This is a genomic window from Sphingomonas panacis (assembly GCF_001717955.1).
GTDB lineage: Bacteria > Pseudomonadota > Alphaproteobacteria > Sphingomonadales > Sphingomonadaceae > Sphingomonas > Sphingomonas panacis.
This window is the reverse complement of the sequence record NZ_CP014168.1, coordinates 1,805,975-1,829,879: the sequence shown is the minus strand read 5'-3', so window position 1 is coordinate 1,829,879 and position 23,905 is coordinate 1,805,975. Positions and strand designations below refer to the sequence as shown.

Sequence of the window (23,905 nt, the reverse complement as noted above, 5' to 3'; positions counted from 1 at the left end):
CAGGATTTCGAATAGCCGGGCGCGCATTCCGATTGGGCGCTTCGCAGCGCACGCGGCAAGCCGGGGTCATGGAGCGGACGATAGCCCTGATCGGATTCGGCGAGGCGGCGATGGCGTTCGCGCCCGGCCTGTCGGCATCGCTGCGGGCATATGACATCAAGACCGACCACGCCGATCTCGCCGCTGCTAGACGTGACCAATATAACTCGCTGGGCGTAACCGGCTGCGACACCGCTGCGCAGGCGTTTGATGGCGCCGAGGCGGTGTTGTCGCTCGTCACCGCCGATCAGGCGTTGTGCGCGGCCGAGAGCGCCGAAATCGCGCCCGGCACGCTCTGGTTCGACATGAACAGCGTCGCGCCCGACACCAAGCGCGCCGCCGCCGCCGCGATTCATGCCAGGGGTGGCCGCTATGTCGATGTCGCGGTGATGTCGCCAGTGCTGCCGGCGCGGACCGGCGTGCCGCTGCTCGTCTCCGGCCCGCACGCCGAGGCGGGCGCGGCGGTGCTGCGCGCGCTCGGCTTCGGGAACGTGCGCGTCGTGCCCGGTGCGGTCGGGCGGGCGTCGTCGATCAAGATGATCCGGTCGGTGATGGTCAAGGGACTCGAGGCGCTCACCGCCGAATGCGTGCTCGCCGCGAGCCAGGCCGGGGTGCTCGACGACGTGCTCGCCTCGCTCGACGCCAGCGAAAAACCGAAACCGTGGGCCGAGCGCGCCGATTACAATCTCGACCGGATGCTCGCGCACGGGCTTCGCCGCGCCGCCGAGATGGAGGAGGTCGTCAAAACGCTCGACTCGCTCGGCACCGGCTCCGCGATGACCACCGGCACGGTCGTCCGCCAGCGTGCGATCGGCGCGCTCGGTGCCACCCCGCCCGACGGCCTCGCCGCCAAACTCGATCTGCTCACCCGAAAGGCTGACGCCGCATGATTATCGATTGCCACGGCCATTACACCACCGCGCCGGCCGCGCATAACGACTGGCGCGAGGCGCAGAAGGCGGCGTTCAAGGCGGGCGAGGCCACGCCCCCCTACCCCGTGATCTCCGATGACGAGATCCGCGAGACGCTGGAGACCAACCAGCTTCGCCTGCTGCGGGAGCGCGGCGCGGATATGACGATCTTCTCCCCGCGCGCCTCGGCGATGGCGCCGCATGTCGGCGACGAGAGCGTCGCGACGGCGTGGGCGCGCGCCAACAACGATCTCATCAAGCGCTGCGCCGATCTGTATCCCGACATCTTCGCGCCGGTGTGCATGCTGCCGCAGAACCCCAAGGCCGATATGGCCGGGTCGATCGCGGAACTCGAACGCTGTGTCGGCATGGGGTTCATCGGCTGCAACCTCAACCCCGATCCGGGCGGCGGGCATTTCACGTCGCCGCCGCTGACCGACCGCTTCTGGTATCCGTTCTACGAGACAATGGTCGAGCTCGACGTGCCGGCGATGATCCACGTCTCGGGAAGCTGCAATCCGGGGCTGCACGCGACCGGCGCCTATTACATCGCCGCCGATACGATCGCGTTCATGCAATTGATCGAGGGCGATCTGTTCGCCGATTTCCCGACTTTGCGGTTCATCATCCCGCATGGCGGCGGGGCAGTGCCGTACCATTGGGGGCGCTATCGTGGCCTCGCCGACATGCTCAAGCAGCCGAGCCTCGACACGCATCTGATGAACAACGTGTATTTCGATACCTGTGTGTATCACCAGCCGGGGGTGAACCTGCTCGCCGAGGTGATCGACACCGAGAACATCCTGTTCGGCAGCGAGATGGTCGGCGCGGTGCGCGGGATCGACCCGACCACGGGGCAGTATTTCGACGATACCAAACGCTATGTCGATGCGCTGCCGATCTCGGACGACCAGCGCCACGCGATCTACGAGGGCAATGCGCGGCGGGTGTTTCCGCGGCTGGACGCCATGCTGAAGGCGCGCGGGCTGTGATGGGCTGTCTCTCCTCCCCCGTTCGTGCCGAGCGCAGTCGAGGCACGTGCCCCACACGCCACCGCCTGCGGCATGTCCCTCGACTTCGCTCGGGACGAACGGAGGCGGGGGTGCGCGCACTGGCTAGGTCCGTCATCTCGACCGCCATAATCGTCACCCCAGCGGAAGCTGGGGTCTTTCGCGGCTTGCGCGCGGCCAGCCCCACGGAGATCCCAGCTTCCGCTGGGATGACGAACGTGGCGGGCGTGACGATAATGGCGGCAGGAGTCACCCGATGACCGCCTTCACGATGGACGCCAACTGGCTGTGCTTCGATCCGGCGCCGACAAAGCCGGTCTTCACGCCGCCGCCCGGTTCCGTAGATGCGCATTGCCATGTGTTCGGCCCCGGCGACGTGTTCCCGTTCGCGCCCGAGCGCAAATATACGCCGTGCGACGCGGGGCGCGAGACACTCTACGAACTGCGCGATTTCCTCGGCTTTTCGCGCAACGTCGTCGTGCAGGCGACCTGCCACGGCAAGGACAATCGCGCGATGGTCGATGCGCTCGTCCACGCCGGCGGCCGCGCGCGCGGGGTTGCCGATGTGGCGGCGGATATCGGCCGCGATGACCTCGCGGCGATGCATGACGCGGGCGTGCGCGGGGTGCGGTTCAACTATGTGAAGCGGTTGGTCGATCCCAAGCCCGATGCCTATTATCGCGGCATCATCGACAGAATCGCCGAGTTCGGCTGGCATATCGTGATCTATTTCGAGGCGGCCGATCTCGCCGAGAAGTGGGATTTCTTCACGTCGCTGCCGACGACCGTCGTGGTCGATCACATGGGCCGCCCCGACGTGACCAAAAGCGCGGACGGCCCGGAGTTCGCGCGCTTCCTGAAGTTCATGGAAGGCGACAATATCTGGTGCAAGACCACCTGCCCCGAGCGTCTGTCGAAGTCCGGCCCGCCGACCTATGACGATTTCGTGCCGTTCGCGCGAAAGGTGGTAGAGAGCTTCCCCGACCGCGTGATCTGGGGCACCGACTGGCCGCATCCCAATCTCAACATGGTCGGCCACATGCCTGACGACGGCACGCTGGTCGACATGATCCCGCGCATCGCGCCGACCGAGGAGCTTCAGCGCAAGCTGCTCGTCGACAATCCGATGCGGCTGTACTGGCCCGAGGAGATCGCATGACCCGCGTCACCGACATCCACGCGTATCTCGCCGAGTTCGACGATATTCCCGGCACACGCGTGTTCACCGCCAAGCGTGCGCGGGCCGGCTATCATCTCAACCAGTTCGCGATGAGCCTGATGAAGGCGGAGAATCGCGAGCGCTGGAAGGCCGACGAGCGCGCCTATCTCGACGGCTGGGCGATGACCGAGGAGCAGAAGCAGGCGGTGCTCGACCGGGACTACAACGGGCTGCTCGATCTCGGCGGCAACATCTATTTCCTCGCCAAGCTGTTCTCGACCGATGGCCTCAGCTTCCTGCAGGCGGTTTCGACGATGAGCGGCATGAGCCTCGATGAGTATGCGGCGATGATGATCGCCGGCGGCCGCTCGGCCGAAGGGCAACGCTCGATCAAGGAGGGCCGCTGACATGGCACGGATCACCGCCGGGGTCGCCTCGTCGCACATCCCCGCGCTCGGCGTGGCGAGCGATTTCGACAAGACCGCCGAACCCTATTGGGCGCCCGCCTTCGCCGGCTACGAATGGACCAAACACTGGGAGGCCGAGCAGAAGCCCGACGTGGTGATCCTGGTCTATAACGACCATGCCTCGGCATTCGACATGAAGATCATCCCGACCTTCGCGATCGGCTGCGCGGAAAGCTACCGACCCGCCGATGAAGGCTGGGGGCCGCGCAAGGTGCCGGTGGTCGAGGGGCATCCCGATCTCGCCTGGCACATCGCGCAGAGCCTGATCCTCGACGAATTCGACATGACCATCATCAACGAGATGGACGTCGATCATGGCCTCACCGTGCCGCTGTCGATGATGTTCGGCAAGCCCGAGGCGTGGCCGTGCAAGGTGATCCCGCTCGCGGTGAACGTGGTGACGTATCCGCCGCCCTCGGGCAACCGCTGCTGGGCGCTGGGCGAGGCGATCGCGCGCGCGGTGGCGAGTTACGACGAGGATCTCAACGTGCAGGTGTGGGGCACCGGCGGGATGAGCCACCAGTTGCAGGGGCCGCGCGCGGGACTCATCAACGCGGCGTGGGACAATGACTTTCTCGACGGTCTGGTCGGCGACAGCGACCGGCTGCGGTACATTCCGCACATCGAATATCTGCGCGAGACCGGCAGCGAGGGCATCGAGATGGTGATGTGGCTCATCATGCGCGGTGCGCTTGGGCCGGCGACGCGGGTGTTGCACCGGCATTATCATGTGCCGGCGAGCAATACGGCGGTCGGGCATATCGTGCTGGAGCCGGTGTAAGAGCGCTTCGCCCAGCCCCACACCTACCCACCCCCAGCCCCTCCCTTCCAGGGAGGGGGAAGAAGGAAGATACTATGAGAATCGCCCTCGCTGGCGCCGGCGCTTTTGGTGAAAAGCATCTCGACGGCCTCAAGCAGATCGACGGTGTCGAGATCGTCTCGATCATCAGCCGTACCGCCGAACAGGCCGAAGCGGTCGCCGCCAAATATGGTGCCAAGCATAGCTCGACCGAGCTCGCCGATGCGCTCGCGCGTGACGATGTCGATGCGGTGATCCTGTGCACGCCGACGCAGATGCACGCCGCCCAGGCGATCGCGTGCATGGAGGCGGGCAAGCACGTCCAGGTCGAGATCCCGCTCGCCGACAGCCTTGCCGATGCCGAGGCGGTGCTCGCCAAACAGCAGGAAACCGGGCTCACCTGCATGGTCGGGCATACGCGGCGGTTCAACCCGAGCCATCAGTTCGTCCACAACCGCATCGTCGCGGGCGAGTTCGCTATCCAGCAGATGGACGTGCAGACCTATTTCTTCCGCCGCAAGAACATGAACGCCAAGGGCCAGCCACGGAGCTGGACGGACCATCTGCTATGGCATCACGCCGCGCACACGGTCGATCTGTTCGCCTATCAGGCCGGGCCGATCGTCAAGGCCAACGCCATCGAAGGGCCGATCCACCCCGAACTCGGCATCGCGATGGACATGTCGATCCAGTTGAAGGCCGAGAGCGGCGCGATCTGCACGCTGTCGCTGTCGTTCAACAATGACGGGCCGCTCGGCACGTTTTTCCGCTACATCGGCGACACCGCGACCTATATCGCGCGCTACGACGATCTGGTGAACGGCAAGGAAGAGCCGATCGACGTGTCCAAGGTCGATGTGTCGATGAACGGCATCGAATTGCAGGACCGCGAGTTCATCGCCGCGATCCGCGAGGGACGCGAGCCGAATTCGTCGGTCGCGCAGGTGCTGCCGTGCTACCGCGTGCTCGGCGCGTTGGAAGAGCAACTGAAGTAAGGAGACAGGCGTGGCTTTGGAAACCCGGACGCTTGGGGATCGCCCAGTATCGGCGATTGCCCTCGGGTGCATGAATCTCAGCCACGCCTATGACGTGACGCCGCCTGAGGCGGAGGCGGTCGCTCTGCTCAACCGCGCGCTCGATCTCGGCGTGACGATGCTCGATACCGCCGCTTTGTACGGCGGCGGCGAGAACGAAAAGCTGCTCGGCCGCGCGGTGATGCACCGGCGGGCCGAGTTCACCCTCGCCAGCAAGTGCGTGCTCGACATGATCGATGGCAAGCGCTCGCTCAACGGCAGCCCGGCGGCGATCGCCGCGTCGATCGACCGATCGCTGGCGCGGCTCGGCACCGACCATATCGACCTGATGTACCTCCACCGGCTCGACAAGGCGGTGCCGATCGAGGACTCGGTCGGCGCGCTCGTGCGCGCGATCGAGGCGGGCAAGATCGGCATGGTCGGGCTGTCGGAAATGTCGGCCGAAACGATCCGCCGCGCGCATGCGGTGCATCCTGTCACGGCGGTGCAGAGCGAATATTCGCCGATGGTCCGCAATCCCGAAGTCGCGGTGCTGGAGACGTGCCGCGCGCTCGGCATCGCTTTCGTCGCCTTCTCGCCGGTCGCGCGCGGGATGCTGGCCGGCGCGATCCGCGATGACGCCTACACGCCCGGCGACATCCGCGCGACCATGCCGCGCTTCATCGCGCCGCAGCTCGCGCACAACCTCGATCTGGTCGCCGCGTTCGATGCGGCGGCGGCGGATGCCGGCGCGACACCCGCGCAACTCGCGCTCGCCTGGGTGCTGTCGCGCGGCGACCACGTCATCGCGCTGCCGGGCACGCGCAGCATCGCGCATCTGGAGGAGGATCTCGCCACGCTCGCCACGCCAATCCCGGCGGCGACGCTGGCCGCAGTCGATGCGATGTTCGCGATTCAGGATATCGCGGGGCCGCGCTACACGGCGGCGATGCAGGCGATGATCGAGACCGAACTGCTGCCGGGTGAAGTGCTGGCGTAGCCGGCGTCAGCCGATCTTCCCCTCCCTGGAAGGGAGGGGTTGGGGGTGGGTCGGCCCACGAGGAACCATTTCGCCCGCCCCAAACCTACCCACCCCCAGCCCCTCCCTTCCAGGGAGGGGAGCAAGGTTGCCCTACAGCGGCAACCCCACGTAATTCTCCGCGATCGTGGTCTGCGCCGCGACCGACGAGGCGATGTAATCCAGGTCGGCGAGTTGCATGCGGCGGTCGAAGGCGTCGCGGCCGGGGAAGCGGTGCATCAGGTTGGTGAGCTGCCACGAGAAGCGCTCGGACTTCCAGACGCGGGCGAGCGCCTTGTCGGAATAGCCGGCGATGCCGGCACCGTCGTTCGCCTTGAACCAGCGGATCAGCGCGTCCGAAAGATACGCCACGTCGGAAGCGGCGAGGTTCAGCCCCTTTGCGCCGGTCGGGGGAACGATGTGCGCGCTGTCGCCGGCGAGGAACAGGCTGCCGTGGCGCATCGGTTCGAACACGAACGAGCGCAGCGGCGCGATCGACTTTTCGAGCGCGGGGCCGCGCGTCATGTGCGCGGCGGCGTCGGGGCCGAGCCGGACGGCGAGTTCGTCCCACAGCCGGTCGTCGGGCCAGTCCTCGAGCTTCTCGTCGAGCGGCACCTGGATGTAATAGCGGCTGCGCGTCGCCGAGCGCATCGAAGCGAGCGCGAAGCCGTTGGCGTGGTTGGCGTAGATCAGTTCGTGATTGCACGGCGGCACATCGGCGAGGATGCCGAGCCAGCCGAACGGATAGACCTTCTCGAAGCTTTGCGCGACCGAGGCCGGCATCGCCTTGCGCGAGGGGCCGTGATAGCCGTCGCAGCCGCAGATGAAGCGCGCGTCGATGCGGTGCTGCGCGCCGTCCTTCTCATAGGTCAGGTACGGCGCGTCGCTCTCGATGTCGTGGAGCGCGACGTCGCTGGCCTCGTAGATCACCTCCAGCCCGCGCGCGTCGGCGGCGTCCATCAGGTCGCGAGTCACCTCGGTCTGGCCATAGACCATCACCTGCCGGCCGGTGAGCGCACCGACATCGATTCGGATCAGCCGTTCGCCATCGGCGAGGTTGAAGCCGTCGTGCGGCAGCCCTTCCGCGTGCATCCGCGCGCCGAGGCCGAGCCGGTCAAGCAGATCGGTGAGTGTCGTTTCGAGCACGCCGGCGCGGATTCGGCCGAGCACATAATCGGCGGAAGACCGTTCGACGACGACCACCTCGAGCCCTTCGGCGCGGAGCAGATGCCCGAGCAACAGCCCCGCCGGCCCGGCACCCACGATCGCCACCTGTGTCTTCACGCACGCTCTCCTGTTTTGATTTGCGGCGAGGATGCCCGTGGCGGCGGTGGTTGGACATGGCCGCTGCGACCGGATATCTGGACGATCCAACCGGAGGACATACCGCCATGCGCGCGCCCGCCAGCGCCGTCCCGAGCTTCTATCTCTATGGCGAGCCGCAGCGTGCCGTGCGCGAAGGGTTCGTCCATGTCGAAAGCCTCGATGACCGCTCGCGGCCGAGCGAATGGACGATTCAGCCGCATCTCCACCGCGATCTCAACCATGCCATCCTGATCGGCGAAGGCGGCGGGACGATGCACGCCGAAGGCGTGGCGTGCGCGTTCGAGGCGCCGGCGCTGCTGCTGATCCCGGCGGGGGTGATCCACGGCTTCGCGTGGCACAGCGAGTCGCGCGGCTGGGTCATCACGCTCGCCGACAGCTATGTGACCCAGCTCGCCGAGCGCGACCGCGATCTCGGAAGGCTGTTCGGGCACGCGCAGGCGGTCGCGCTCGACGGAGAGGATCGTGGCGCGATCGAGCGGTCGGTCAGCCAGATGCTGCGCGAACTCGGCTGGATCGGACCGGCGCAGCGCAGCGCGGTCGAGGCGGAAGTGCTTGCAATCCTGGTGCGGGCGCTGCGCCGCGCGCAGGTGGCACGGCTGGAGGGCGATGCGCCGGGGCGGCAGGCGCTGGTGGTGGCGCTTCTGCGCGAGCGGATCGAGGCGCGGTTCCGCGAGCGCGAGAGCGTGACCGCGCAGGCTGCCGCGCTGGGGGTGAGCGAAACCGCGCTCCGGCTGGCGTGCGCGCGGGTCGGCGGGCTGTCGCCGAGCGCGATGCTCGACGAGCGCACGATGCTCGAGGCGCGGCGGCTGCTGCTCTACACCAACATGTCGGTCAACGAGATCGCCTGGTCGGTGGGGTTCGAAGACCCGGCCTATTTCTCGCGCTTCTTCACGCGCCATGCCGGGCAATCCCCGCGCCGGTTTCGTGCGGCGCGCGGTGGGTGACGATCACCGCCGGTCGCCGAGCGCCCAATGGATAGCGAACGCGGTGACGATGCGTCGTCCGAAAAAAATCGGAAAGACGCCGCGCGCGGCGAATGGCATGACGCATCATCATAGCAGGAGCAACCGCATGACCGATCCGCTGCCCGGCGGTGCCATCGCCGAAGAGACGGGCGCCAGCCGTTTCCAGATCCGAATCGACACGGGCGGGACGACGATCCTCGCCGATGAGCCGGTCGCGGCGGGTGGGCTCGGCAGCGGTCCCAATCCTTATGAGCTGCTGTGCTCGGCGCTCGCCGCCTGTACGACGATGACGCTGCGGCTGTACGCGGCGCAGAAGGGCTGGACGGTGGGTACGATCCGCACGCAGGTCGGCCATCGTCGCGAGACCGGCACGACGCCGCCCGATCTGTTCACGCGCCGAATCGCGATCGACGGCGATCTCGACGCGGAGCAGCGCGCGCGACTGATCGAGATCGCCGACCGCTGCCCGGTCCACCGCACGCTGACCGGCGGCGCGCGGGTCGAGACGCAAGCGAGCGTGGAGACGCCGCCGTGCGAGCCGGCAGTGACGCATATGGTCGATATGGAAGCGCTGATTTCGGTCGGCCGCGGGTCGTTCGACTTCACGGAGCACTGACCGCACGTACCGGCCATGTCGAAAATCGCCAATCCTTCGCCGGCGAGGCGATATATGGTATTGCCTTCGTGAATCGTAGGGGCGGTTGTGGGGGGACTTCATGGCGTCGATTGCGTCTGCGCGTGATCCGGTTTCGGCCGAACGCAGGTTCTTTTTCGCGATGGCGATCGCCTTCGCGGTTACGGTCGTGGCGGGATTTTCGCTGAGTTATGCGCGAATGACCGAGCCGCCGACCACATTGCCGCTGCAGATCCATGTGCACGCGATGGTGTTCGTGAGCTGGGTCGGGTTCTATCTGCTCCAGAACGGCCTGATCGCGAACGGATCGGTCGCGATCCACCGGCGGCTCGGCGCGGTCGGCGGGGTGCTGGCGGCGCTGATGGTGGTGCTCGGGCTGGTCGTGACGGTGATGTGCCTTCGTCGCGGCGCGGTGCCGTTCTTCTTCACGCCGGGGGTGTTCCTGCTGCTCGATGCCGTGGGCGTGATCGTGTTCGGTGCGCTCGTCGCGGTGGCGATCCGGCTGCGCAACCGGCCCGACTGGCACAAGCGGCTGATGCTGTGCGCGATGGCGGTGGTGATCTCGCCTGCGCTGGGGCGTATCCTGCCGATGCCGTTGCTCGGCGCGTGGGCGCCGGTGGCGGTCTATGTCGCCTTGATGCTCTATATCGTCGCGGGGATGGTGTATGACGTTCGCGCGCGCGGCTCGATTCATTCGGCCTATTGGTGGGGGGCGGGCGTGCAGACGGCCTTCATCCTGATCGTGATGATCGGCGGGTATAGCGCGCCGGTGATCGCGCTGGCCAACTGGATCGCACGCGCCTGATCGTCGGCGCGGCGCGGGTTACGCCGGTTCGTCGTCGAGTACGAAAGCGACGCTGCGCGCGGGCACCGTCTTCGCCGGATCGGCGAAGATGACCTCCGCCTCGGTGCGGTTGAACAGCACGCTGACGCCGGTGAGCTTCATCGCCACCGCGCCGGCATCCGGTATGTTCCAGTCTTCGTCCTTGAAGGGTTCGCCGTCTGGGCGCAGCCACGCGACGTCGCCGCCGGTGAGCATGGCGGGACCGGACAGATGCGGGCTGCGCGCGCGCAGCCCCGCGAGCGCAGCGGTGAAATCCTCCAGATCGGTGTCGCGGTTCGCCCAGTCGAGCCAGGTGATCGCATTGTCCTGGCAATAAGCGTTGTTGTTGCCGCGCTGGGTGCGGCCGAACTCGTCGCCGGCGGTGAGCATGATCGTGCCGCGCGTGGCGAAGATCGTGGCCAGCAATGCCTTCACGTCGCGGCGGCGCGCGTCGCGGATCGCGGGGTCGTCGCTCGGCCCCTCAACGCCCATGTTCCAGGAGAAATTGGGCTCGTGGCCGTCGCGATTGGCCTCGCCATTGGCTTCGTTGTGCTTGGCGGCATAGGCGACGAGATCGGCGAGCGTGAAGCCGTCGTGCGCGGCGACGAAGCTGACCGAGCGCGTGGCGGCGCCCGTGAACACGTCGGACGATCCGGCGATGCGCGTGACGAAATCGCCGAGCCGGTGCTCGTCGCCACGCCAGAAGCGGCGCACGTCGTCGCGGTAGCGGTCGTTCCATTCGAGCCAGCCCGCCGGGAAATTGCCGAGCTGGTAGCCGCCCGGGCCGAGATCCCACGGCTCGGCGATCATCACGCGGTCGGCGAGGACCGGATCGGCGGCGATGGCGGCGAGCAAGGGCGCGTTTGGATCGAAACCGTCGGGGCCGCGCGCGAGGATCGGCGCGAGATCGAAGCGAAAGCCATCGACGCCCGCATTCACCACGAAATGGCGCAACGTACCGAGGATCAGCCGCTGCATCGGCGCGCGCTCGCACGCGAGCGTATTGCCGCAGCCGGTATCGTTGACGAGCATCCCGTCGGCCATGCGGAAATAGCCGGCGCCGTCGATGCCGCGCAGCGACAGCGTGCCGCCCATCGCGTCGCTTTCGCCGCTATGGTTGAACACCATGTCGAGGATCACGCCGATCCCGGCGGCGTGGAGCTTCGCGACCGCGTCCTGCAACTCGCCGATGCCGCCCGGCGCGATGCGCGGATCGAGCGCCATGAACGGCACGCTGTTATAGCCCCAGCCATTGCGCAGCCACAGCGGCGGCAGGTGCCGTTCGTCGATCCAGGCCGAGATCGGCATCAGTTCGACCGCGGTGACGCCGATCTTCTGGAGGTGCGCGATCACCGCCGGGTGGCCGAGCGCGGCGATGGTGCCGCGCTGCGCCTCGGGCACGTCGGGATGGAGCATCGTGAACGGGCGGACGCCGATTTCGTAGATCAATCCGCCCGGCGTGAAGCGCGGCGGCTCGGGGAACGCCGGCTCGGGCAGCGCGGTGACGATCGCCTTGGGAACGAGCGCGACGGTATCGTACCCGCGCTGGCCGAGCCGCGGATCTTGCACGAACGGCCGGTCGATCGCGAGCGCATAGGGATCGACCAGCAGCTTGGCGGGATCGTACCAATGGCCCGCCGACGGATCATAACGCCCGTTCGCGCGGAAGCCGTAGCGCGCGCCGGGCTCGATCGATTCGAGGAAAATATGGTGCCAGCCGCCCTGCCCGGCCTCGAGCCGCTGCCGCGCGATCTCGCTATCGTCGGCGTCGAACAGCACGACATCGATGGTCTCGGCATGTTCGGACCAGATCGTGAAATGCGTGCCGTCTTCAACGGCGCAGGCACCGGGCGGGAAAGGCGGTTCCATCAGGTGACGACGTCGGGTTCGCTGCGACCGCTGTGGCGGGCGATGCCGGCAATGGCTTCGGCGGCGGTAATCAGCGGCGCGAGCGCTTGCGGAGTGTCCTGCGCGAGATCGCCGTCGGCGGGTTCGTAGCGTTCGAGATAGACGCGCAGCGTCGCGCCCGAGGTGCCGGTGCCCGACAGGCGGAACACCACGCGCGAGCCGCCTTCGAAGCCGATGCGAATGCCCTGCTTGGCGCTGACCGAGCCGTCGACCGGATCGGTATAGGCGAAATCGTCAGCGCTCGCGATGGTGAGGCCGGCAACCGCGCTGCCCGGCAGAGACGCGAGTTTGCCGCGCAGTTCGGCCATCAGTGCGTCGGCGGCGGCGGTGTCGATGCCTTCGTAATCGTGGCGCGCGTAGTAATTGCGGCCATAGGTCGCCCAATGCGCTTCGGCGATCGCGGCGACGCTTTCGCGGCGGACGGCAAGGATGTTGAGCCACAGCAGCACCGCCCACAGCCCGTCCTTCTCGCGGACGTGATCCGAGCCGGTGCCGGCGCTCTCCTCGCCGCAGATCGTCGCCATGCCGGCGTCGAGCAAATTGCCGAAGAATTTCCAGCCGGTCGGGGTCTCGTAGAGCGGGATGCCGAGCTTCTCCGCGACGCGGTCGGCCGCGCCGCTGGTCGGCATCGAGCGAGCGATGCCCTTCAGACCGGCGGCATAGCCGGGTGCGAGATGCGCGTTGGCGGCGAGCATCGCCAGCGAGTCCGACGGCGTGATGAAGATGTGCTTGCCGACGATGAGATTGCGGTCGCCATCGCCATCCGAAGCCGCACCGAAATCGGGCGCGTCGGGGGCCATCAGCGTGTCGTAGAGATCCTTGGCGTGCACGAGATTGGGATCGGGATGGTGCCCGCCGAAATCGGGCAAGGGCACGCCGTTGAACACCGCCGCCTCACCTGCGCCCAGACGCCGCCCGATGATTTCGAGCGCATAGGGGCCGGTGACCGCGCTCATCGCATCGAACACGACGCGGAACCCCGAACCGATCAGGTCGCGGATCGCGCCGAAATCGAACAGGGTTTCCATCAGCGCGGCGTAATCGGCGACCGAATCGATCACCTGAACCGACATGCCTTCGATGAAGCTCTCGCCGATCGTATCGATGTCGATATCGGGCGCGGTGACGGTCTTGTAGGCGTCGATCGCCTGGGTGCGCGCGTAGATCGCGTCCGTGACGCTTTCGGGCGCGGGGCCGCCGTTGCCGATATTGTACTTGATCCCGAAATCCTCGTCCGGCCCGCCGGGATTGTGGCTGGCCGAGAGGATGATGCCGCCGAACGCCTGGTATTTGCGGATGACGTTGCTTGCCGCCGGGGTGGAGAGGATGCCGCCCTGCCCGACCAGCACGCGGCCGAAGCCGTTCGCCGCCGCCATGCGTAGCACGACCTGGATCACCTCGCGGTTGTGGTAGCGCCCGTCGCCGCCGAGCACGAGCGTCTGGCCTTCGAAGCCGTCGAGGCTGTCGAAGATCGCCTGGACGAAATTCTCGATATAGTTCGGCTGCTGGAAGTGCCGGACCTTCTTGCGCAGCCCCGAGGTGCCGGGCTTCTGGTCCTGATAGGCCGTCGTCGGCACGGTCTCGATCATGCTGGCGTCCGTTCTTGGAGGAGCGAATGGTACAGAGCCGCATAGCGCGCCGCGCTCTGTCGCCAAGAGAAATCGGCGCGCATGCCGGCGCGCTGCATCGTCGCCCATGTCTCGCGCTCGCGGTACAGCGCGATCGTGCGGTGGATGCCCGAGTGGAGCGCCTCGCGCGTGCCGGGATCATGCACCACGCCAGTCGCGACCCCGGCGGCGAGCGCGGCCTGATTCGCGTCGATCACGGTATCGCCGAGCCCGCCGGTATGCGCGACGACCGGGATACAGCCGTAGCGCAGCGCATAGAGTTGGGTCAGCCCGCACGGTTCGAACCGCGAGGGAATGAGGAGCGCGTCGGCGCCGGCCTGGACGAGATGCGACAGGCTTTCGTCATAGCCGGTGAGCACGCCGACCTTGCCACGGTGACGCGCGGCGGCATCGAGCATCGCGCCCTCGATGCCGCGGTCGCCCGAGCCGAGCACCGCGAGCCGCCCGCCCATCGCGACCAGATCGTCGATCTCGTCGGCGAGGATATCCATGCCCTTCTGCCATGTCAGCCGGCTCACCACCGCGAACAGCGGGCCATCACCGGGCGCGATGCCGAAGCGCTTCTCGACCGCGCGGCGGTTGCGGCGGCGTTCGGCAAGGCCGCGCGGGCCGTAATGGACGGGGACATGGCGGTCGGTCGCCGAGTCCCATTCGACGGTGTCGATGCCGTTGAGGATGCCGTGCAGCCGCCCGCGCCGCGCGGCGAGCAATCCGTCGAGACCCATGCCGTGCGTCGGCGTGAGGATCTCGTCGGCATAGGCGGGGCTGACCGTGGTGATCGCGTCCGCATAATACAGCCCGGCCTTGAGATAGCCGACCCCGCCATAATATTCGACGCCTTCGGTGGCGAAGGCGCTCCACGGCAGGCCGAGCGCGGGGAAGATATCGGCGTCGAACCGGCCCTGAAAGGCGAGGTTGTGGATCGTCGCCACCGTCGGCAGATCGGGGCGGCGGCCGTGGCGCACATAGGCGAGCGTCAGCGCCGCCTGCCAGTCATGCGCGTGGACGATATCGGGCGCATAGCCCTTGATCGCGCCGCCCGCGACATCGGCCGCGACCGACGACAGCGCCGCGAAACGCTGCCAGTTATCCGACCATTCGCGTCCGCTCGGATCGCCGTAGAGGCTGCCGTCGCGCTGGAAATGCAGCGGCGCATCGAGCACGAGCAGCCGGGTTTCGCCGAGCGTCGCGCGCAGCACGCGCGCCGGGGCGCCGAACAGATCGGCATAGCGCGCCACCGTGCGCGTGGTCGGCAGCGCCGCGAGCACGGCGGGATAGCCCGGCAGGATCGTGGTGACGCGCACGCCGTAGGGCGCGAGCGCCGCCGGAAGCGCGCCGACCACGTCGGCCAGTCCGCCGGTCTTGACCAGCGGGTGCATTTCGGAAGCGACCGCGAGAATGTCCACCATGCGTCAGACGGCCAGTCGATCGATCATCGGCTGGGTGATGAGCACCACGCCCTGTTCGGTACGGTGGAAGCGCTGCGCATCCGCGACCGGGTCTTCGCCGACGATCAGCCCGGCCGGGATCTTGACGTGCGAATCGACCACCACCTTGCACAACTGCGCACCGCGCCCGATCTCGCAATAGGGCATCACCACCGCTTCGGTGATCGACGAATAGCTGTGCGCGCGCACGCCGGTGAAAATCAGACTTTTGTGCAGCGCCGACCCCGAGATGATGCAGCCGCCAGCGACCAGCGACGAGATCGCGCTACCGCGCCGCCCTTCGAAATCATGGACGAACTTGGCCGGCGGGGTGATCTCGGAATAGGTCCACAAAGGCCAGGCGCGATCGTAGATGTCGAGTTCCGGGATGACGTCGGTAAGGTCGATGTTGGCCTCCCAATAGGCATCGATCGTGCCGACATCGCGCCAATACGCCTTCTGCTCCAGCTTGGAACGCACGCAGCTCGCCGCGAACCGATGCGCCACCGCGTTGCCGTGTTCGACGACATAGGGGATGATGTCGCCGCCGAAATCATGTTTCGACTCCGGATTGGCGGCATCGCGGCGCAGCAGATCGGCAAGGAAGCTGGTGCGGAACACGTAGATGCCCATCGAGGCGAGCGCGAGTTCGGGCTGGGCGGGGATGCCGGGCGGGTCGGCGGGCTTTTCGAAGAACGCGATGATGCGATCGGCCTCGTCGACGTGCATCACGCCGAACGCGGTCGCGTCCATGCGCGGCACTTCGAGGCAACCGACCGTCACGTCCGCACCCGAATCGACGTGCTGTTGCAGCATCAATTCATAGTCCATCTTGTAGACGTGATCGCCCGCGAGGATGACCATGAACTCGGGCGCGTAGCTCTCGATCACGTCGAGATTCTGGTACACCGCGTCGGCGGTGCCCGAATACCAGCCATATTCCTCCATCCGCTGGCTGGCGGGGAGGATGTCGAAACTCTCGTTGCGCTCGGGCCGGAAGAAGTTCCAGCCGCGCTGGAGGTGGCGGATCAGCGAATGCGCCTTGTACTGGGTCGCCACGCCGATCCGGCGGATGCCCGAGTTGAGCGCGTTCGACAGCGCGAAATCGATGATCCGCGCCTTGCCGCCGAAATAAACGGCGGGCTTGGCGCGCACGTCGGTCAATTCCCATAACCGGCTGCCGCGACCACCGGCCAGCACATAGGCCATTGCGTCGCGTGCGAGCGGTGCGCCTCTCCGATCGACCATGACTGCTTCTCTCCCGTTAGATGGTATGTTCGAACATCAGCGTGCCGAGCGGCGGGACGGTGATGATCGCCGCGCCATCCTCCGCCGCTTCGACTCCGCCAAGATTGCCAGCCCCGCTGCCGCCGTAGATGTGGGCATCGGTGTTGAGGATCTCGCGCCACCGCCCGCCCGCCGGCAGGGTCAGCCGGTAGCCGGTGAGCCGTTGCGGGGTGAAGTTGGTGACGACGACGACCGGGGCTTCGCCGGGCGCGCGGCGGACCCAGGCGAACACCGAATTGGCGCGATCGTCGGCGACGACCCACGCGAACCCCTCGCCCTCGCAGTCGCGCGCGTGGAGCGCCGGCGTGTCGCGATAGAGGTGGTTGAGATCGCGCACGAGGCTGCGCACGCCGTCATGCGCGGGCGCTTCGAGCAGATCCCAATCGAGCTGGCGGCTCTCGCTCCATTCGCGGCGCTGGGCGAATTCCTGCCCCATGAACAGCAGCTTCTTGCCGGGATAGCCCCACATGAAGCCGTAATAGGCGCGCAGCGTCGCGAATTGCTGCCAGTCATCGCCCGCCATCTTGGTGAGCAGCGTGCCCTTGCCGTGGACGACTTCGTCGTGGCTCAAGGGCAGCACGAAATTCTCGGAGAAGGCATAGACGAGGCCGAACAGGATCTCGTCATGGTGCCAGTGCCGGTACAAGGGATCGCGCGCCAGATAGGCGAGCGTATCGTGCATGAAGCCCATGTTCCATTTGAAGCCGAAGCCGAGGCCGCCGGCATGGACCGGCTTGCTGACGCCGGGCCACGAGGTCGATTCCTCGGCGATCGTCATCATGCCGGGGTGCGCGCCGTACACCGCGATGTTCATGCGCTGGAGGAACTCGACCGCCGCCCAATTCTCGCGCCCGCCCTGTTCGTTGGGCACCCATTCGCCGCTTTTGCGCGAATAATCGAGGTACAGCATCGAGGCGACCGCATCGACGCGCAGCCCGTCGAGGTGGAATTTCTCGGTCCAGTAGAGCGCGCTGTTGACGAGGAACGCCGACACTTCGCTGCGCCCGAAATTGTAGATCGCGGTGTTCCAGTCGGGGTGGAAGCCCTGACGCGGATCGGCATGTTCGTACAGCGCGGTGCCGTCGAAATGTTCGAGGCCGAACGCGTCGGTCGGGAAATGCGCCGGCACCCAGTCCAGGATCACGCCGATGCCGGCGCGGTGGCAGCCGTCGACGAAGCGCGCGAACCCCTCGCCGTCTCCGAAGCGCGAGGTCGGCGCGAACATGCCGGTGGTCTGATAGCCCCAACTCGGATCATAGGGATGCTCGGTGATCGGCATCAGCTCGATATGGGTGAAGCCCATATCGGCGACATAGGGGATGATCTGCGCGCCGAGTTCGTCCCAGCTCAGGAAATTGCCGTGCCAGTCGCGCCGCCACGATCCGGCGTGAACCTCGTAGATCGAGATCGGCTGGCGGCGCGCGTCGGCCTTCGACCAGAAGGCGCGGTGGTCGGCATCGCCCCATTCGTGCGCGAGCGGCGCGGTGGTGATCGACGCGGTGGCGGGGCGGAGTTCGGCGTGGAAGGCGAACGGATCGGCCTTGAGCGGCAGTGGCGTGCCGTCGGCGGCGAGGATCTCGAACTTGTAGGTCTCGCCGGTGCCGATGCCGGGGACGAAGATTTCCCAGATGCCGGTGTCGCGGCGGTGGCGCATGACGTGCCGCCGACCGTCCCACTGGTTGAAAGCGCCGACCACCGACACGCGGCTGGCGTTGGGCGCCCACACCGCGAAGTGGATGCCGTCGCTGCCCTCGTGGTGGAGCGGATGCGCGCCGAGCTTGTCGAACAGCCGCAGATGCGTGCCCTCGGCGATGTAATAATCGTCCATCGGGCCGAGCACCGGGCCATAGGCATAAGGATCATCGACCCACCAGTCGCCGCCGGCATTGCGCGCGTGATAGCGCAGCGGCTGCGGCGCCGTGAGCGCGACCTTGCCCGCGAACAGCCCGTCAGGGCCGGCGGACGCGAGCGCGCCGAGCGACTCGCCGTCGAGCGTGAAGGCCTCGACGCTCTCCGCGCCGGGGATGTAGCAGCGTGCGACGATGGTCTTGCCGTCGCGGTGCACACCGAGCACCGCGAACGGGTCACCATGCGTACCCGCGACGATCGCTTCCGCTTCGCCGGGTTTCACCGCGCACTCCTTCTCACTGAAATCTGGCTATGGCAGGATGCCCCAGATCTCGCTGGCATATTGTCGGATGGTCCGATCCGAGGAGAACCAGCCAACGCGCGCGGTGTTCCGAACGGTTTTCGAATACCATGCGGGTTCGTCGGCCCAGAGCGCGTCAACCGCGCGTTGTGCGGTGTGGTACGCCTCGAAATCCGCCGCGACCATGAACCAGTCGTGATCGTAGATGCCGTCGGTGAGCGCGCGGTAGCGATCCCGATCATCGGGCGAGAACACGCCCGAGGCGATCGCCGACAGCGCCTGGCTCAGTTCGCGCGACCCCTCGATCGTCTCGCGCGGGTTGTAGCCGCCGGCACGCTTGGCCGCGACTTCCTCGGCGGTGAGGCCGAAGATCATGATGTTCTGGTCGCCGACATGATCCTTGATCTCGATGTTCGCGCCGTCGAGCGTGCCGATCGTCAGCGCCCCGTTGAGCGCGAACTTCATGTTGCCGGTGCCCGAGGCTTCCATGCCCGCGGTCGAGATCTGTTCGGACAGGTCGGCGGCCGGCATCATCACTTCGGCGAGGCTGACATTGTAGTTCGGCACGAACACGATCTTGAGCAGCCCCTGCACCGCCGGATCGTGGTTGATGACGCGCGCGACGTCGTTCGCCAGTTTGATGATGAGCTTGGCGTTGTGATAGCTCGGCGCGGCCTTGCCGCCGAACAGCTTGACGCGCGGCTGCCAGTCCTTCTCCGGGTGCGAGCGGATCTGGTCGTAGAGCGCGACCGCCTCGATGATGTTGAGGAGCTGGCGCTTGTATTCGTGGATTCGCTTGATCTGGATGTCGAACAAGGCGGTCGGATCGATCTTCAGCCCCATCCGCTCGCGCAGCAGGTTGGAGAGCGCGGCCTTCTTGGCGAGCTTGACCGCCTTGAACTTCGCCTGAAACGCGGAATCGTCGGCGAAGGCGTCGAGCGCGGACAGCGCCTCGGTATCGTCGAGGAAGGTATCGCCGATCGTCTCCCGCAGCAGCCCGGTCAGTTCGGGGTTGCACTGTTGCAGCCAGCGGCGCGGGGTGACGCCGTTGGTCTTGTTGTTGATCCGTTCCGGGAACATGCGGTGCAGATCGGCGAACACGGTCTGCTTCATCAATTCGGTATGCAGCGCCGCGACGCCGTTGACGCTGTGCGACCCGGCGAAGGCGAGGTTGGCCATGCGGACGCGCCGCTCGCCGGTCTCGTCGATCAGCGAGATCGCGGCGATGGCGCGATCGTCCATGTTCTTCTCGCGCCGCGCCTGGATCAGCAGCTTGGCGTTGATCGCATAGACGAGCTGCATGTGGCGCGGCAGCAGCCGTTCGAACAGCGGCACCGGCCACGTCTCGAGCGCCTCGGGCAGCAACGTGTGGTTGGTGTAGCCGAAGGTCGGCTGAGTCACCGCCCACGCCTCGTCGAACGACAGGTCGTGTTCGTCGATGAGGAGGCGCATCATCTCGGCGATCGAGACGGCGGGGTGCGTATCGTTGAGCTGGATCGCGGCTTTTTCCGGCAAAGTGCGGATGTCGCCGAAATACTGGATGTGGCGGCGAACGATGTCCTGAAGCGACGCCGAGGAGAAGAAATATTCCTGGCGCAGCCGCAGTTCCTGCCCGGCGGGGTTCGAATCCGCCGGATAGAGAACCCGCGCGAGGCTGTCCGCCTTGTTGCTCTCGGCGAGCGCGCCGAGATGGTCGCCGGCGTTGAAGCGGTCGAGCAGGATCGGGTCGATCGGCGTCGCGGTCCACAGCCGCAGCGTGTTGACGCGCTCGGCGCGCCAGCCGACCACCGGCGTATCATAAGCGGTCGCGATCAGCCGCTCGCCGGGCTTCCAGATGCGCGCATCGTCGCCGCTGCCGTCCGCCGCCGTCGGTTCGACGGTGCCGCCGAAGCCGATCTCGTAGCTCGATTCACGCCGCTCGAACTCCCACGGATTGCCGTGCGCGAGCCAGGTTTCGGGCAGCTCGACCTGCCAGCCGTCGTGGATTTCCTGCCGGAACATGCCGTTCACGTAGCGGATGCCATAGCCGTAGGCGGGCACATCGACCGTCGCCATCGATTCCATGAAACACGCCGCCAGCCGGCCGAGGCCGCCGTTGCCGAGCGCGGCATCGGGCTCAAGCTCGCGGATCAGGTCGAGCTGAACGCCGAGCGACGCCAGCGCCTGCCGCATCTCGTCCATCAGCCCGAGGTTCGAGACCGCATCGCGCATCAGCCGGCCGATCAGGAACTCAAGGCTCAGATAATAGACGCGCTTGCCGCCCTCGTCATAGGTTTCCTGAGTCGAGGCGATCCAGCGATCGATGATGCGATCGCGGATCACGTTGATGACCGCGGCGAGCCAGTCGTGCGGCTTGGCGGCGGCCGCGTTCTTGCCGCTGCGGTAGGTGAGCCGCTCGACGATCTCGGCCGCGAGCACCGCCGGGTCGGTGGCGCGCGGCGTCGGCTTCGGGAGAGTGGACACGGCCTTGATCATCGAAATCCCCCAGCGAAAACCCGATGCGAGCCTATCGCGGCGGACGCGCTTTGTAGAGAGCGAATCCGCCGCGCGACCGTAACGATTTTCGCGGGACTCAATAGGCGGCGGTGAACCGCGTGCGGGGGTGGCGATGTTGCTCGAGTTCATCAACCATCGCGATCGCATAATCGGCGAAGCTGATCTTGCTGTCGCCGGCGGCGTCGGTGACGAGCTGATCGCCGCCGATGCGGTAGCTGCCCAGACGCGGACCTTCGAAGATCAGCGCGGCCGGTGAGAAGAAGGTCCAGTCGATCTCGGTTTCGCCGCGCAGCGCATCGAGGAAGGCAATGCCGCCCATCGCGGGCACCTTCCACTCCTCCGGGAAATCGGGCGTGTCGATCACCCGGGTGCCGCCGCCGACTTCGAGGCTGGCCGCGCCGCCAGTGACGAGCAGCCGCTTGACCCCGGCTTGCCGCAGCGCACCGAGCAGGGTCGCGGCGGTCACGTCGAAATGCAGCGCGCTGATGACCGCGTCCTGACCGCGAAGCAGATCGGCGAGCGCGTTGGGATCGGTCGCGTCGCCTGCCACGGGCACGATCCCCGGCGCGACGGGAATGCCCGCAGGCTTGCGCGCGATGCCGAGCACCTGATGCCCCCGCGCCGCCGCTTCCCTGGCGATTTCCGATCCCGCGCGTCCGCTCGCGCCCAATACCGCTATTTTCATCGTCCGGCTTTCTGTAGTTACCAACGGTGACCTAGTTGGCTATGGCGACCCACCATGCAAGACGGCACTTTGATCGCACCTGGTTACGTCCAGGAAACCGCCCCTGCGCGCGGCAACGCCTATGCGGCCGATTGCCCGACGCGGCAGTTGCTCGACCGGATCGGCGACAAATGGAGCGCGCTGATCCTGCTCCTGCTCGGCGACGGCGAGCTTCGCTTCAACGCGCTCAAGCGGCGGATCGACGGGATCTCGCAGAAGATGCTCAGCCAGACGTTGCGCTCGCTCGAACGCGACGGCCTCGTCACGCGCACGGTCGCGCCGACGGTGCCGGTGTCGGTCACCTACGCGATCACCCCGCTCGCGCGCGAGTTGATGGCGGCGCTCCGGCTGATGATCGATTGGGCGGAGACTCGGATGGGCGCCGTGGCGGCGGCACAGCGGCGGTATGATAGACCGAAATAGACGCCGTTCGTGCCGAGCTTGTCGAAGCACGTGCCCCAAGCGCCGCGTTCCGGGCACGTGCTTCGGCTTCGCTCAGCACGAACGGTCGTTGGGTGCGATGCCCCGGCCAGAGAACCATCTCCCCGCCGTTTAGCCTTTGTTTGTCAATTCCTGCGACATGGCCAAGGCATGTCGGAATTGCTTACACATGCCACCGGGGCCGCGCGACGATGATCAGGCTGTTCAAGCATTACATTCCCAATGCGGTGCTGCTGCTTGGGCTGCTCGATATCGCGCTGCTCGTGATCGCGGGCGAGGTCGGCTATGTGCTGCGCATCCATCAGCTCGGCAGCATCGTCGAGCCGATCCAGCATCGCGTTCCGCAGCTCGCCACCTTCGCTTTGTGTGTCGAGGTCGCGATGATGGCGACCGGCGTCTACAGCGCGCAATCGCTGCAATCGCTGCGCTTCGCGCTGGCGCGGCTGGTGGTGGCGATCTCGCTGGCGGTGATCCTGCTCAGCGTGGTGTTCTTCCTCGTGCCCGGCGCGACCTTCTGGCGGTCCAACCTGCTCTATTCGATGGCGATCAGCGTGGTGCTGCTGATGACGATGCGGATGTTGCTCGGCAAGGCCTTGGGCGCGCAGATCTTCAAGCGGCGGATCGTCGTGCTCGGCGCGGGCGCGCGCGCGGCGCGATTGAAGGCGCTGGCGGCGGCGCCGGGGGCGGGCTTCGTCGTGGTCGGCTATGTCGCGATGAGCGAGGCGGTGACGCGCGTCATCCCCGAGGCGATCGCGCGCGACGCGATCTACAACCTCGCCGACCACGTCGTTCTGCTGAACGCGAGCGAGGTGGTGCTGGCGCTGGAGGAACGCCGCAACGCGCTGCCGCTGAAGGATCTGCTGCGCATCAAGACGACCGGCGTCCACGTCAATGAGATTTCGACCTTCCTCGAACGCGAGACCGGCCGGGTCGATTTGCAGAGCGTCAATCCGAGCTGGCTGATCTTCTCCGACGGTTTCTCGTCGGGGCGGATGTTTTCGAGCATGTTCAAGCGCTTGTTCGACATCTGCGCGAGCGCGACGTTGCTCGCGTTCATGGCGCCGGTGATCCTGCTCACCGCGATCGCGGTCAAGCTGGAGAGCCGGGGGCCGGCGTTCTATCGCCAGCGCCGGGTCGGGCTGTTCGGGGTCGGGTTCGATTGTATTAAGCTGCGCTCGATGCGGCAGGATGCCGAGATCGCAGGGCAAGCGGTATGGGCCGAGAAGGACGATCCGCGCATCACCCGCGTCGGCCGGTTCATCCGCAAATGCCGGATCGACGAACTGCCGCAGACCTGGAGCGTGCTGAAGGGCGAGATGAGCTTCGTCGGCCCGCGCCCCGAGCGGCCGCAGTTCGTCGAGGATCTCGAACAGCAACTGCCTTATTATGCCGAGCGGCATATGGTGAAGCCGGGCATCACCGGCTGGGCGCAGATCAACTATCCCTATGGCGCCTCGATCGAGGATTCGCGGCACAAGCTCGAATATGATCTGTATTACGCGAAGAACTATTCGCCGTTCCTCGATCTGCTGATCATCCTGCAGACGATCCGCGTCGTGCTGTTCCCCGAAGGCGTGCGGTAGGCGCGATGTCCGCTGGAACATCCGACGTCCAACCGTTCGTGCTGAGCGACGTCGAAGCACGTGCCCCGGGGGTGGCGCGTCGGGCACGCACTTCGACG

Annotated in this window: 20 protein-coding genes; 12 read left to right on the top strand and 8 right to left on the bottom strand. The window is 66.7% G+C overall.

Annotation, left to right across the window (positions count from 1 at the left end):
* The first annotated feature begins 68 nt into the window (after nucleotides 1-68).
* From J0A91_RS08295 to J0A91_RS08265, 7 genes are all read left to right on the top strand, one after another.
* Nucleotides 69-929, top strand: coding sequence for an NAD(P)-dependent oxidoreductase (locus tag J0A91_RS08295; protein ID WP_069204514.1), 861 nt, complete (start codon nucleotides 69-71; stop codon nucleotides 927-929).
* Nucleotides 926-1,942, top strand: coding sequence for an amidohydrolase family protein (locus tag J0A91_RS08290; RefSeq protein ID WP_069204513.1), 1,017 nt, complete (start codon nucleotides 926-928; stop codon nucleotides 1,940-1,942). Before J0A91_RS08295 ends, J0A91_RS08290 begins: the two co-directional genes overlap by 4 nt.
* Nucleotides 1,943-2,216: 274 nt before the next feature.
* Nucleotides 2,217-3,119, top strand: a complete 903-nt coding sequence (locus J0A91_RS08285; protein ID WP_069204512.1) for an amidohydrolase family protein — start codon at nucleotides 2,217-2,219, stop codon at nucleotides 3,117-3,119.
* Nucleotides 3,116-3,526, top strand: coding sequence for a protocatechuate 4,5-dioxygenase subunit alpha (ligA, locus tag J0A91_RS08280; RefSeq protein WP_069204511.1), 411 nt, complete (start codon nucleotides 3,116-3,118; stop codon nucleotides 3,524-3,526). The genes J0A91_RS08285 and ligA overlap by 4 nt, the downstream gene beginning before the upstream one ends.
* Before the next feature lies 1 nt (nucleotide 3,527).
* Nucleotides 3,528-4,367 (top strand): class III extradiol dioxygenase subunit beta, encoded by an 840-nt coding sequence (locus tag J0A91_RS08275; protein ID WP_069204510.1) that lies wholly within the window; start codon nucleotides 3,528-3,530, stop codon nucleotides 4,365-4,367.
* A gap of 74 nt (nucleotides 4,368-4,441) precedes the next feature.
* Nucleotides 4,442-5,380, top strand: a complete 939-nt coding sequence (locus J0A91_RS08270) for a Gfo/Idh/MocA family oxidoreductase (protein WP_069204509.1) — start codon at nucleotides 4,442-4,444, stop codon at nucleotides 5,378-5,380.
* A 70-nt stretch (nucleotides 5,381-5,450) separates the two neighbouring features.
* Complete coding sequence (locus J0A91_RS08265) at nucleotides 5,451-6,398, top strand: aldo/keto reductase (RefSeq protein WP_083224570.1); 948 nt, start codon at nucleotides 5,451-5,453, stop codon at nucleotides 6,396-6,398.
* A 132-nt stretch (nucleotides 6,399-6,530) separates the two neighbouring features.
* Here the strand turns inward: J0A91_RS08265 and pobA are convergent, their stop codons facing one another.
* Nucleotides 6,531-7,700 carry a 4-hydroxybenzoate 3-monooxygenase gene (gene pobA, locus J0A91_RS08260; protein ID WP_069204507.1) on the bottom strand — a complete coding sequence of 390 codons (1,170 nt, stop codon included), beginning with the start codon at nucleotides 7,698-7,700 and terminating at the stop codon, nucleotides 6,531-6,533.
* Nucleotides 7,701-7,807: 107 nt separating this feature from the next.
* On the opposite strand from pobA, the gene J0A91_RS08255 reads away from it, so the two are divergent.
* The 3 genes from J0A91_RS08255 (at nucleotide 7,808) to J0A91_RS08245 (ending at nucleotide 10,146) form a co-directional block, all read left to right on the top strand.
* Nucleotides 7,808-8,686, top strand: a complete 879-nt coding sequence (locus J0A91_RS08255) for a helix-turn-helix domain-containing protein (protein ID WP_069207158.1) — start codon at nucleotides 7,808-7,810, stop codon at nucleotides 8,684-8,686.
* 127 nt (nucleotides 8,687-8,813) lie between these two features.
* The gene (locus J0A91_RS08250) at nucleotides 8,814-9,323 is read left to right on the top strand and encodes an OsmC family protein (protein WP_069207157.1); all 510 of its coding nucleotides are present in this window, start codon (nucleotides 8,814-8,816) and stop codon (nucleotides 9,321-9,323) included.
* A gap of 100 nt (nucleotides 9,324-9,423) precedes the next feature.
* A complete protein-coding gene (locus J0A91_RS08245) occupies nucleotides 9,424-10,146 on the top strand; it encodes a hypothetical protein (protein WP_069204506.1) in 723 nt (240 codons plus the stop codon).
* A gap of 18 nt (nucleotides 10,147-10,164) precedes the next feature.
* Here the strand turns inward: J0A91_RS08245 and glgX are convergent, their stop codons facing one another.
* The 7 genes from glgX to J0A91_RS08210 form a co-directional block, all read right to left on the bottom strand.
* Nucleotides 10,165-12,033, bottom strand: a complete 1,869-nt coding sequence (gene glgX / locus J0A91_RS08240; RefSeq protein WP_069204505.1) for a glycogen debranching protein GlgX — start codon at nucleotides 12,031-12,033, stop codon at nucleotides 10,165-10,167.
* Entirely contained in the window at nucleotides 12,033-13,661 is a 1,629-nt protein-coding gene (locus J0A91_RS08235) for an alpha-D-glucose phosphate-specific phosphoglucomutase (protein ID WP_069204504.1), read from the bottom strand. Before J0A91_RS08235 ends, glgX begins: the two co-directional genes overlap by 1 nt.
* Nucleotides 13,658-15,109: a glycogen synthase GlgA gene (gene glgA / locus J0A91_RS08230; RefSeq protein ID WP_069204503.1), complete on the bottom strand. Its 1,452-nt coding sequence runs from the start codon at nucleotides 15,107-15,109 to the stop codon at nucleotides 13,658-13,660. Before glgA ends, J0A91_RS08235 begins: the two co-directional genes overlap by 4 nt.
* A gap of 3 nt (nucleotides 15,110-15,112) precedes the next feature.
* Nucleotides 15,113-16,375, bottom strand: a complete 1,263-nt coding sequence (gene glgC / locus J0A91_RS08225) for a glucose-1-phosphate adenylyltransferase (protein WP_083224569.1) — start codon at nucleotides 16,373-16,375, stop codon at nucleotides 15,113-15,115.
* Between the two features lie 16 nt (nucleotides 16,376-16,391).
* Nucleotides 16,392-18,545, bottom strand: coding sequence for a 1,4-alpha-glucan branching protein GlgB (gene glgB / locus J0A91_RS08220; RefSeq protein ID WP_069204501.1), 2,154 nt, complete (start codon nucleotides 18,543-18,545; stop codon nucleotides 16,392-16,394).
* 27 nt (nucleotides 18,546-18,572) lie between these two features.
* Nucleotides 18,573-21,038, bottom strand: a complete 2,466-nt coding sequence (locus J0A91_RS08215; RefSeq protein WP_069204500.1) for a glycogen/starch/alpha-glucan phosphorylase — start codon at nucleotides 21,036-21,038, stop codon at nucleotides 18,573-18,575.
* Nucleotides 21,039-21,135: 97 nt separating this feature from the next.
* The gene (locus J0A91_RS08210) at nucleotides 21,136-21,744 is read right to left on the bottom strand and encodes an NAD(P)-dependent oxidoreductase (RefSeq protein WP_069204499.1); all 609 of its coding nucleotides are present in this window, start codon (nucleotides 21,742-21,744) and stop codon (nucleotides 21,136-21,138) included.
* A 54-nt stretch (nucleotides 21,745-21,798) separates the two neighbouring features.
* Here J0A91_RS08210 and J0A91_RS08205 point away from each other — a divergent pair, with 54 nt between their 5' ends.
* Together J0A91_RS08205 and J0A91_RS08200 are read left to right on the top strand one after the other, a co-directional pair.
* Complete coding sequence (locus J0A91_RS08205) at nucleotides 21,799-22,206, top strand: winged helix-turn-helix transcriptional regulator (protein WP_069204498.1); 408 nt, start codon at nucleotides 21,799-21,801, stop codon at nucleotides 22,204-22,206.
* A 209-nt stretch (nucleotides 22,207-22,415) separates the two neighbouring features.
* Nucleotides 22,416-23,807: a TIGR03013 family XrtA/PEP-CTERM system glycosyltransferase gene (locus tag J0A91_RS08200; protein ID WP_069204497.1), complete on the top strand. Its 1,392-nt coding sequence runs from the start codon at nucleotides 22,416-22,418 to the stop codon at nucleotides 23,805-23,807.
* The last annotated feature ends 98 nt before the right edge of the window (nucleotides 23,808-23,905 follow it).

What these genes read in the sequence shown, in the direction of transcription:
- J0A91_RS08295 (WP_069204514.1), top strand. Translation starts at nt 69, where the DNA reads ATGGAGCGGACGATAGCCCTGATCGGATTCGGCGAGGCGGCGATGGCG.
- J0A91_RS08290 (WP_069204513.1), top strand. Translation starts at nt 926, where the DNA reads ATGATTATCGATTGCCACGGCCATTACACCACCGCGCCGGCCGCGCAT.
- J0A91_RS08285 (WP_069204512.1), top strand. Translation starts at nt 2,217, where the DNA reads ATGACCGCCTTCACGATGGACGCCAACTGGCTGTGCTTCGATCCGGCG.
- ligA (WP_069204511.1), top strand. Translation starts at nt 3,116, where the DNA reads ATGACCCGCGTCACCGACATCCACGCGTATCTCGCCGAGTTCGACGAT.
- J0A91_RS08275 (WP_069204510.1), top strand. Translation starts at nt 3,528, where the DNA reads ATGGCACGGATCACCGCCGGGGTCGCCTCGTCGCACATCCCCGCGCTC.
- J0A91_RS08270 (WP_069204509.1), top strand. Translation starts at nt 4,442, where the DNA reads ATGAGAATCGCCCTCGCTGGCGCCGGCGCTTTTGGTGAAAAGCATCTC.
- J0A91_RS08265 (WP_083224570.1), top strand. Translation starts at nt 5,451, where the DNA reads ATGAATCTCAGCCACGCCTATGACGTGACGCCGCCTGAGGCGGAGGCG.
- J0A91_RS08255 (WP_069207158.1), top strand. Translation starts at nt 7,808, where the DNA reads ATGCGCGCGCCCGCCAGCGCCGTCCCGAGCTTCTATCTCTATGGCGAG.
- J0A91_RS08250 (WP_069207157.1), top strand. Translation starts at nt 8,814, where the DNA reads ATGACCGATCCGCTGCCCGGCGGTGCCATCGCCGAAGAGACGGGCGCC.
- J0A91_RS08245 (WP_069204506.1), top strand. Translation starts at nt 9,424, where the DNA reads ATGGCGTCGATTGCGTCTGCGCGTGATCCGGTTTCGGCCGAACGCAGG.
- glgX (WP_069204505.1), bottom strand. Translation starts at nt 12,033, where the DNA reads ATGGAACCGCCTTTCCCGCCCGGTGCCTGCGCCGTTGAAGACGGCACG.
- J0A91_RS08235 (WP_069204504.1), bottom strand. Translation starts at nt 13,661, where the DNA reads ATGATCGAGACCGTGCCGACGACGGCCTATCAGGACCAGAAGCCCGGC.
- glgA (WP_069204503.1), bottom strand. Translation starts at nt 15,109, where the DNA reads ATGGTGGACATTCTCGCGGTCGCTTCCGAAATGCACCCGCTGGTCAAG.
- glgC (WP_083224569.1), bottom strand. Translation starts at nt 16,375, where the DNA reads ATGGTCGATCGGAGAGGCGCACCGCTCGCACGCGACGCAATGGCCTAT.
- J0A91_RS08215 (WP_069204500.1), bottom strand. Translation starts at nt 21,038, where the DNA reads ATGATCAAGGCCGTGTCCACTCTCCCGAAGCCGACGCCGCGCGCCACC.
- J0A91_RS08210 (WP_069204499.1), bottom strand. Translation starts at nt 21,744, where the DNA reads ATGAAAATAGCGGTATTGGGCGCGAGCGGACGCGCGGGATCGGAAATC.
- J0A91_RS08205 (WP_069204498.1), top strand. Translation starts at nt 21,799, where the DNA reads ATGCAAGACGGCACTTTGATCGCACCTGGTTACGTCCAGGAAACCGCC.
- J0A91_RS08200 (WP_069204497.1), top strand. Translation starts at nt 22,416, where the DNA reads ATGATCAGGCTGTTCAAGCATTACATTCCCAATGCGGTGCTGCTGCTT.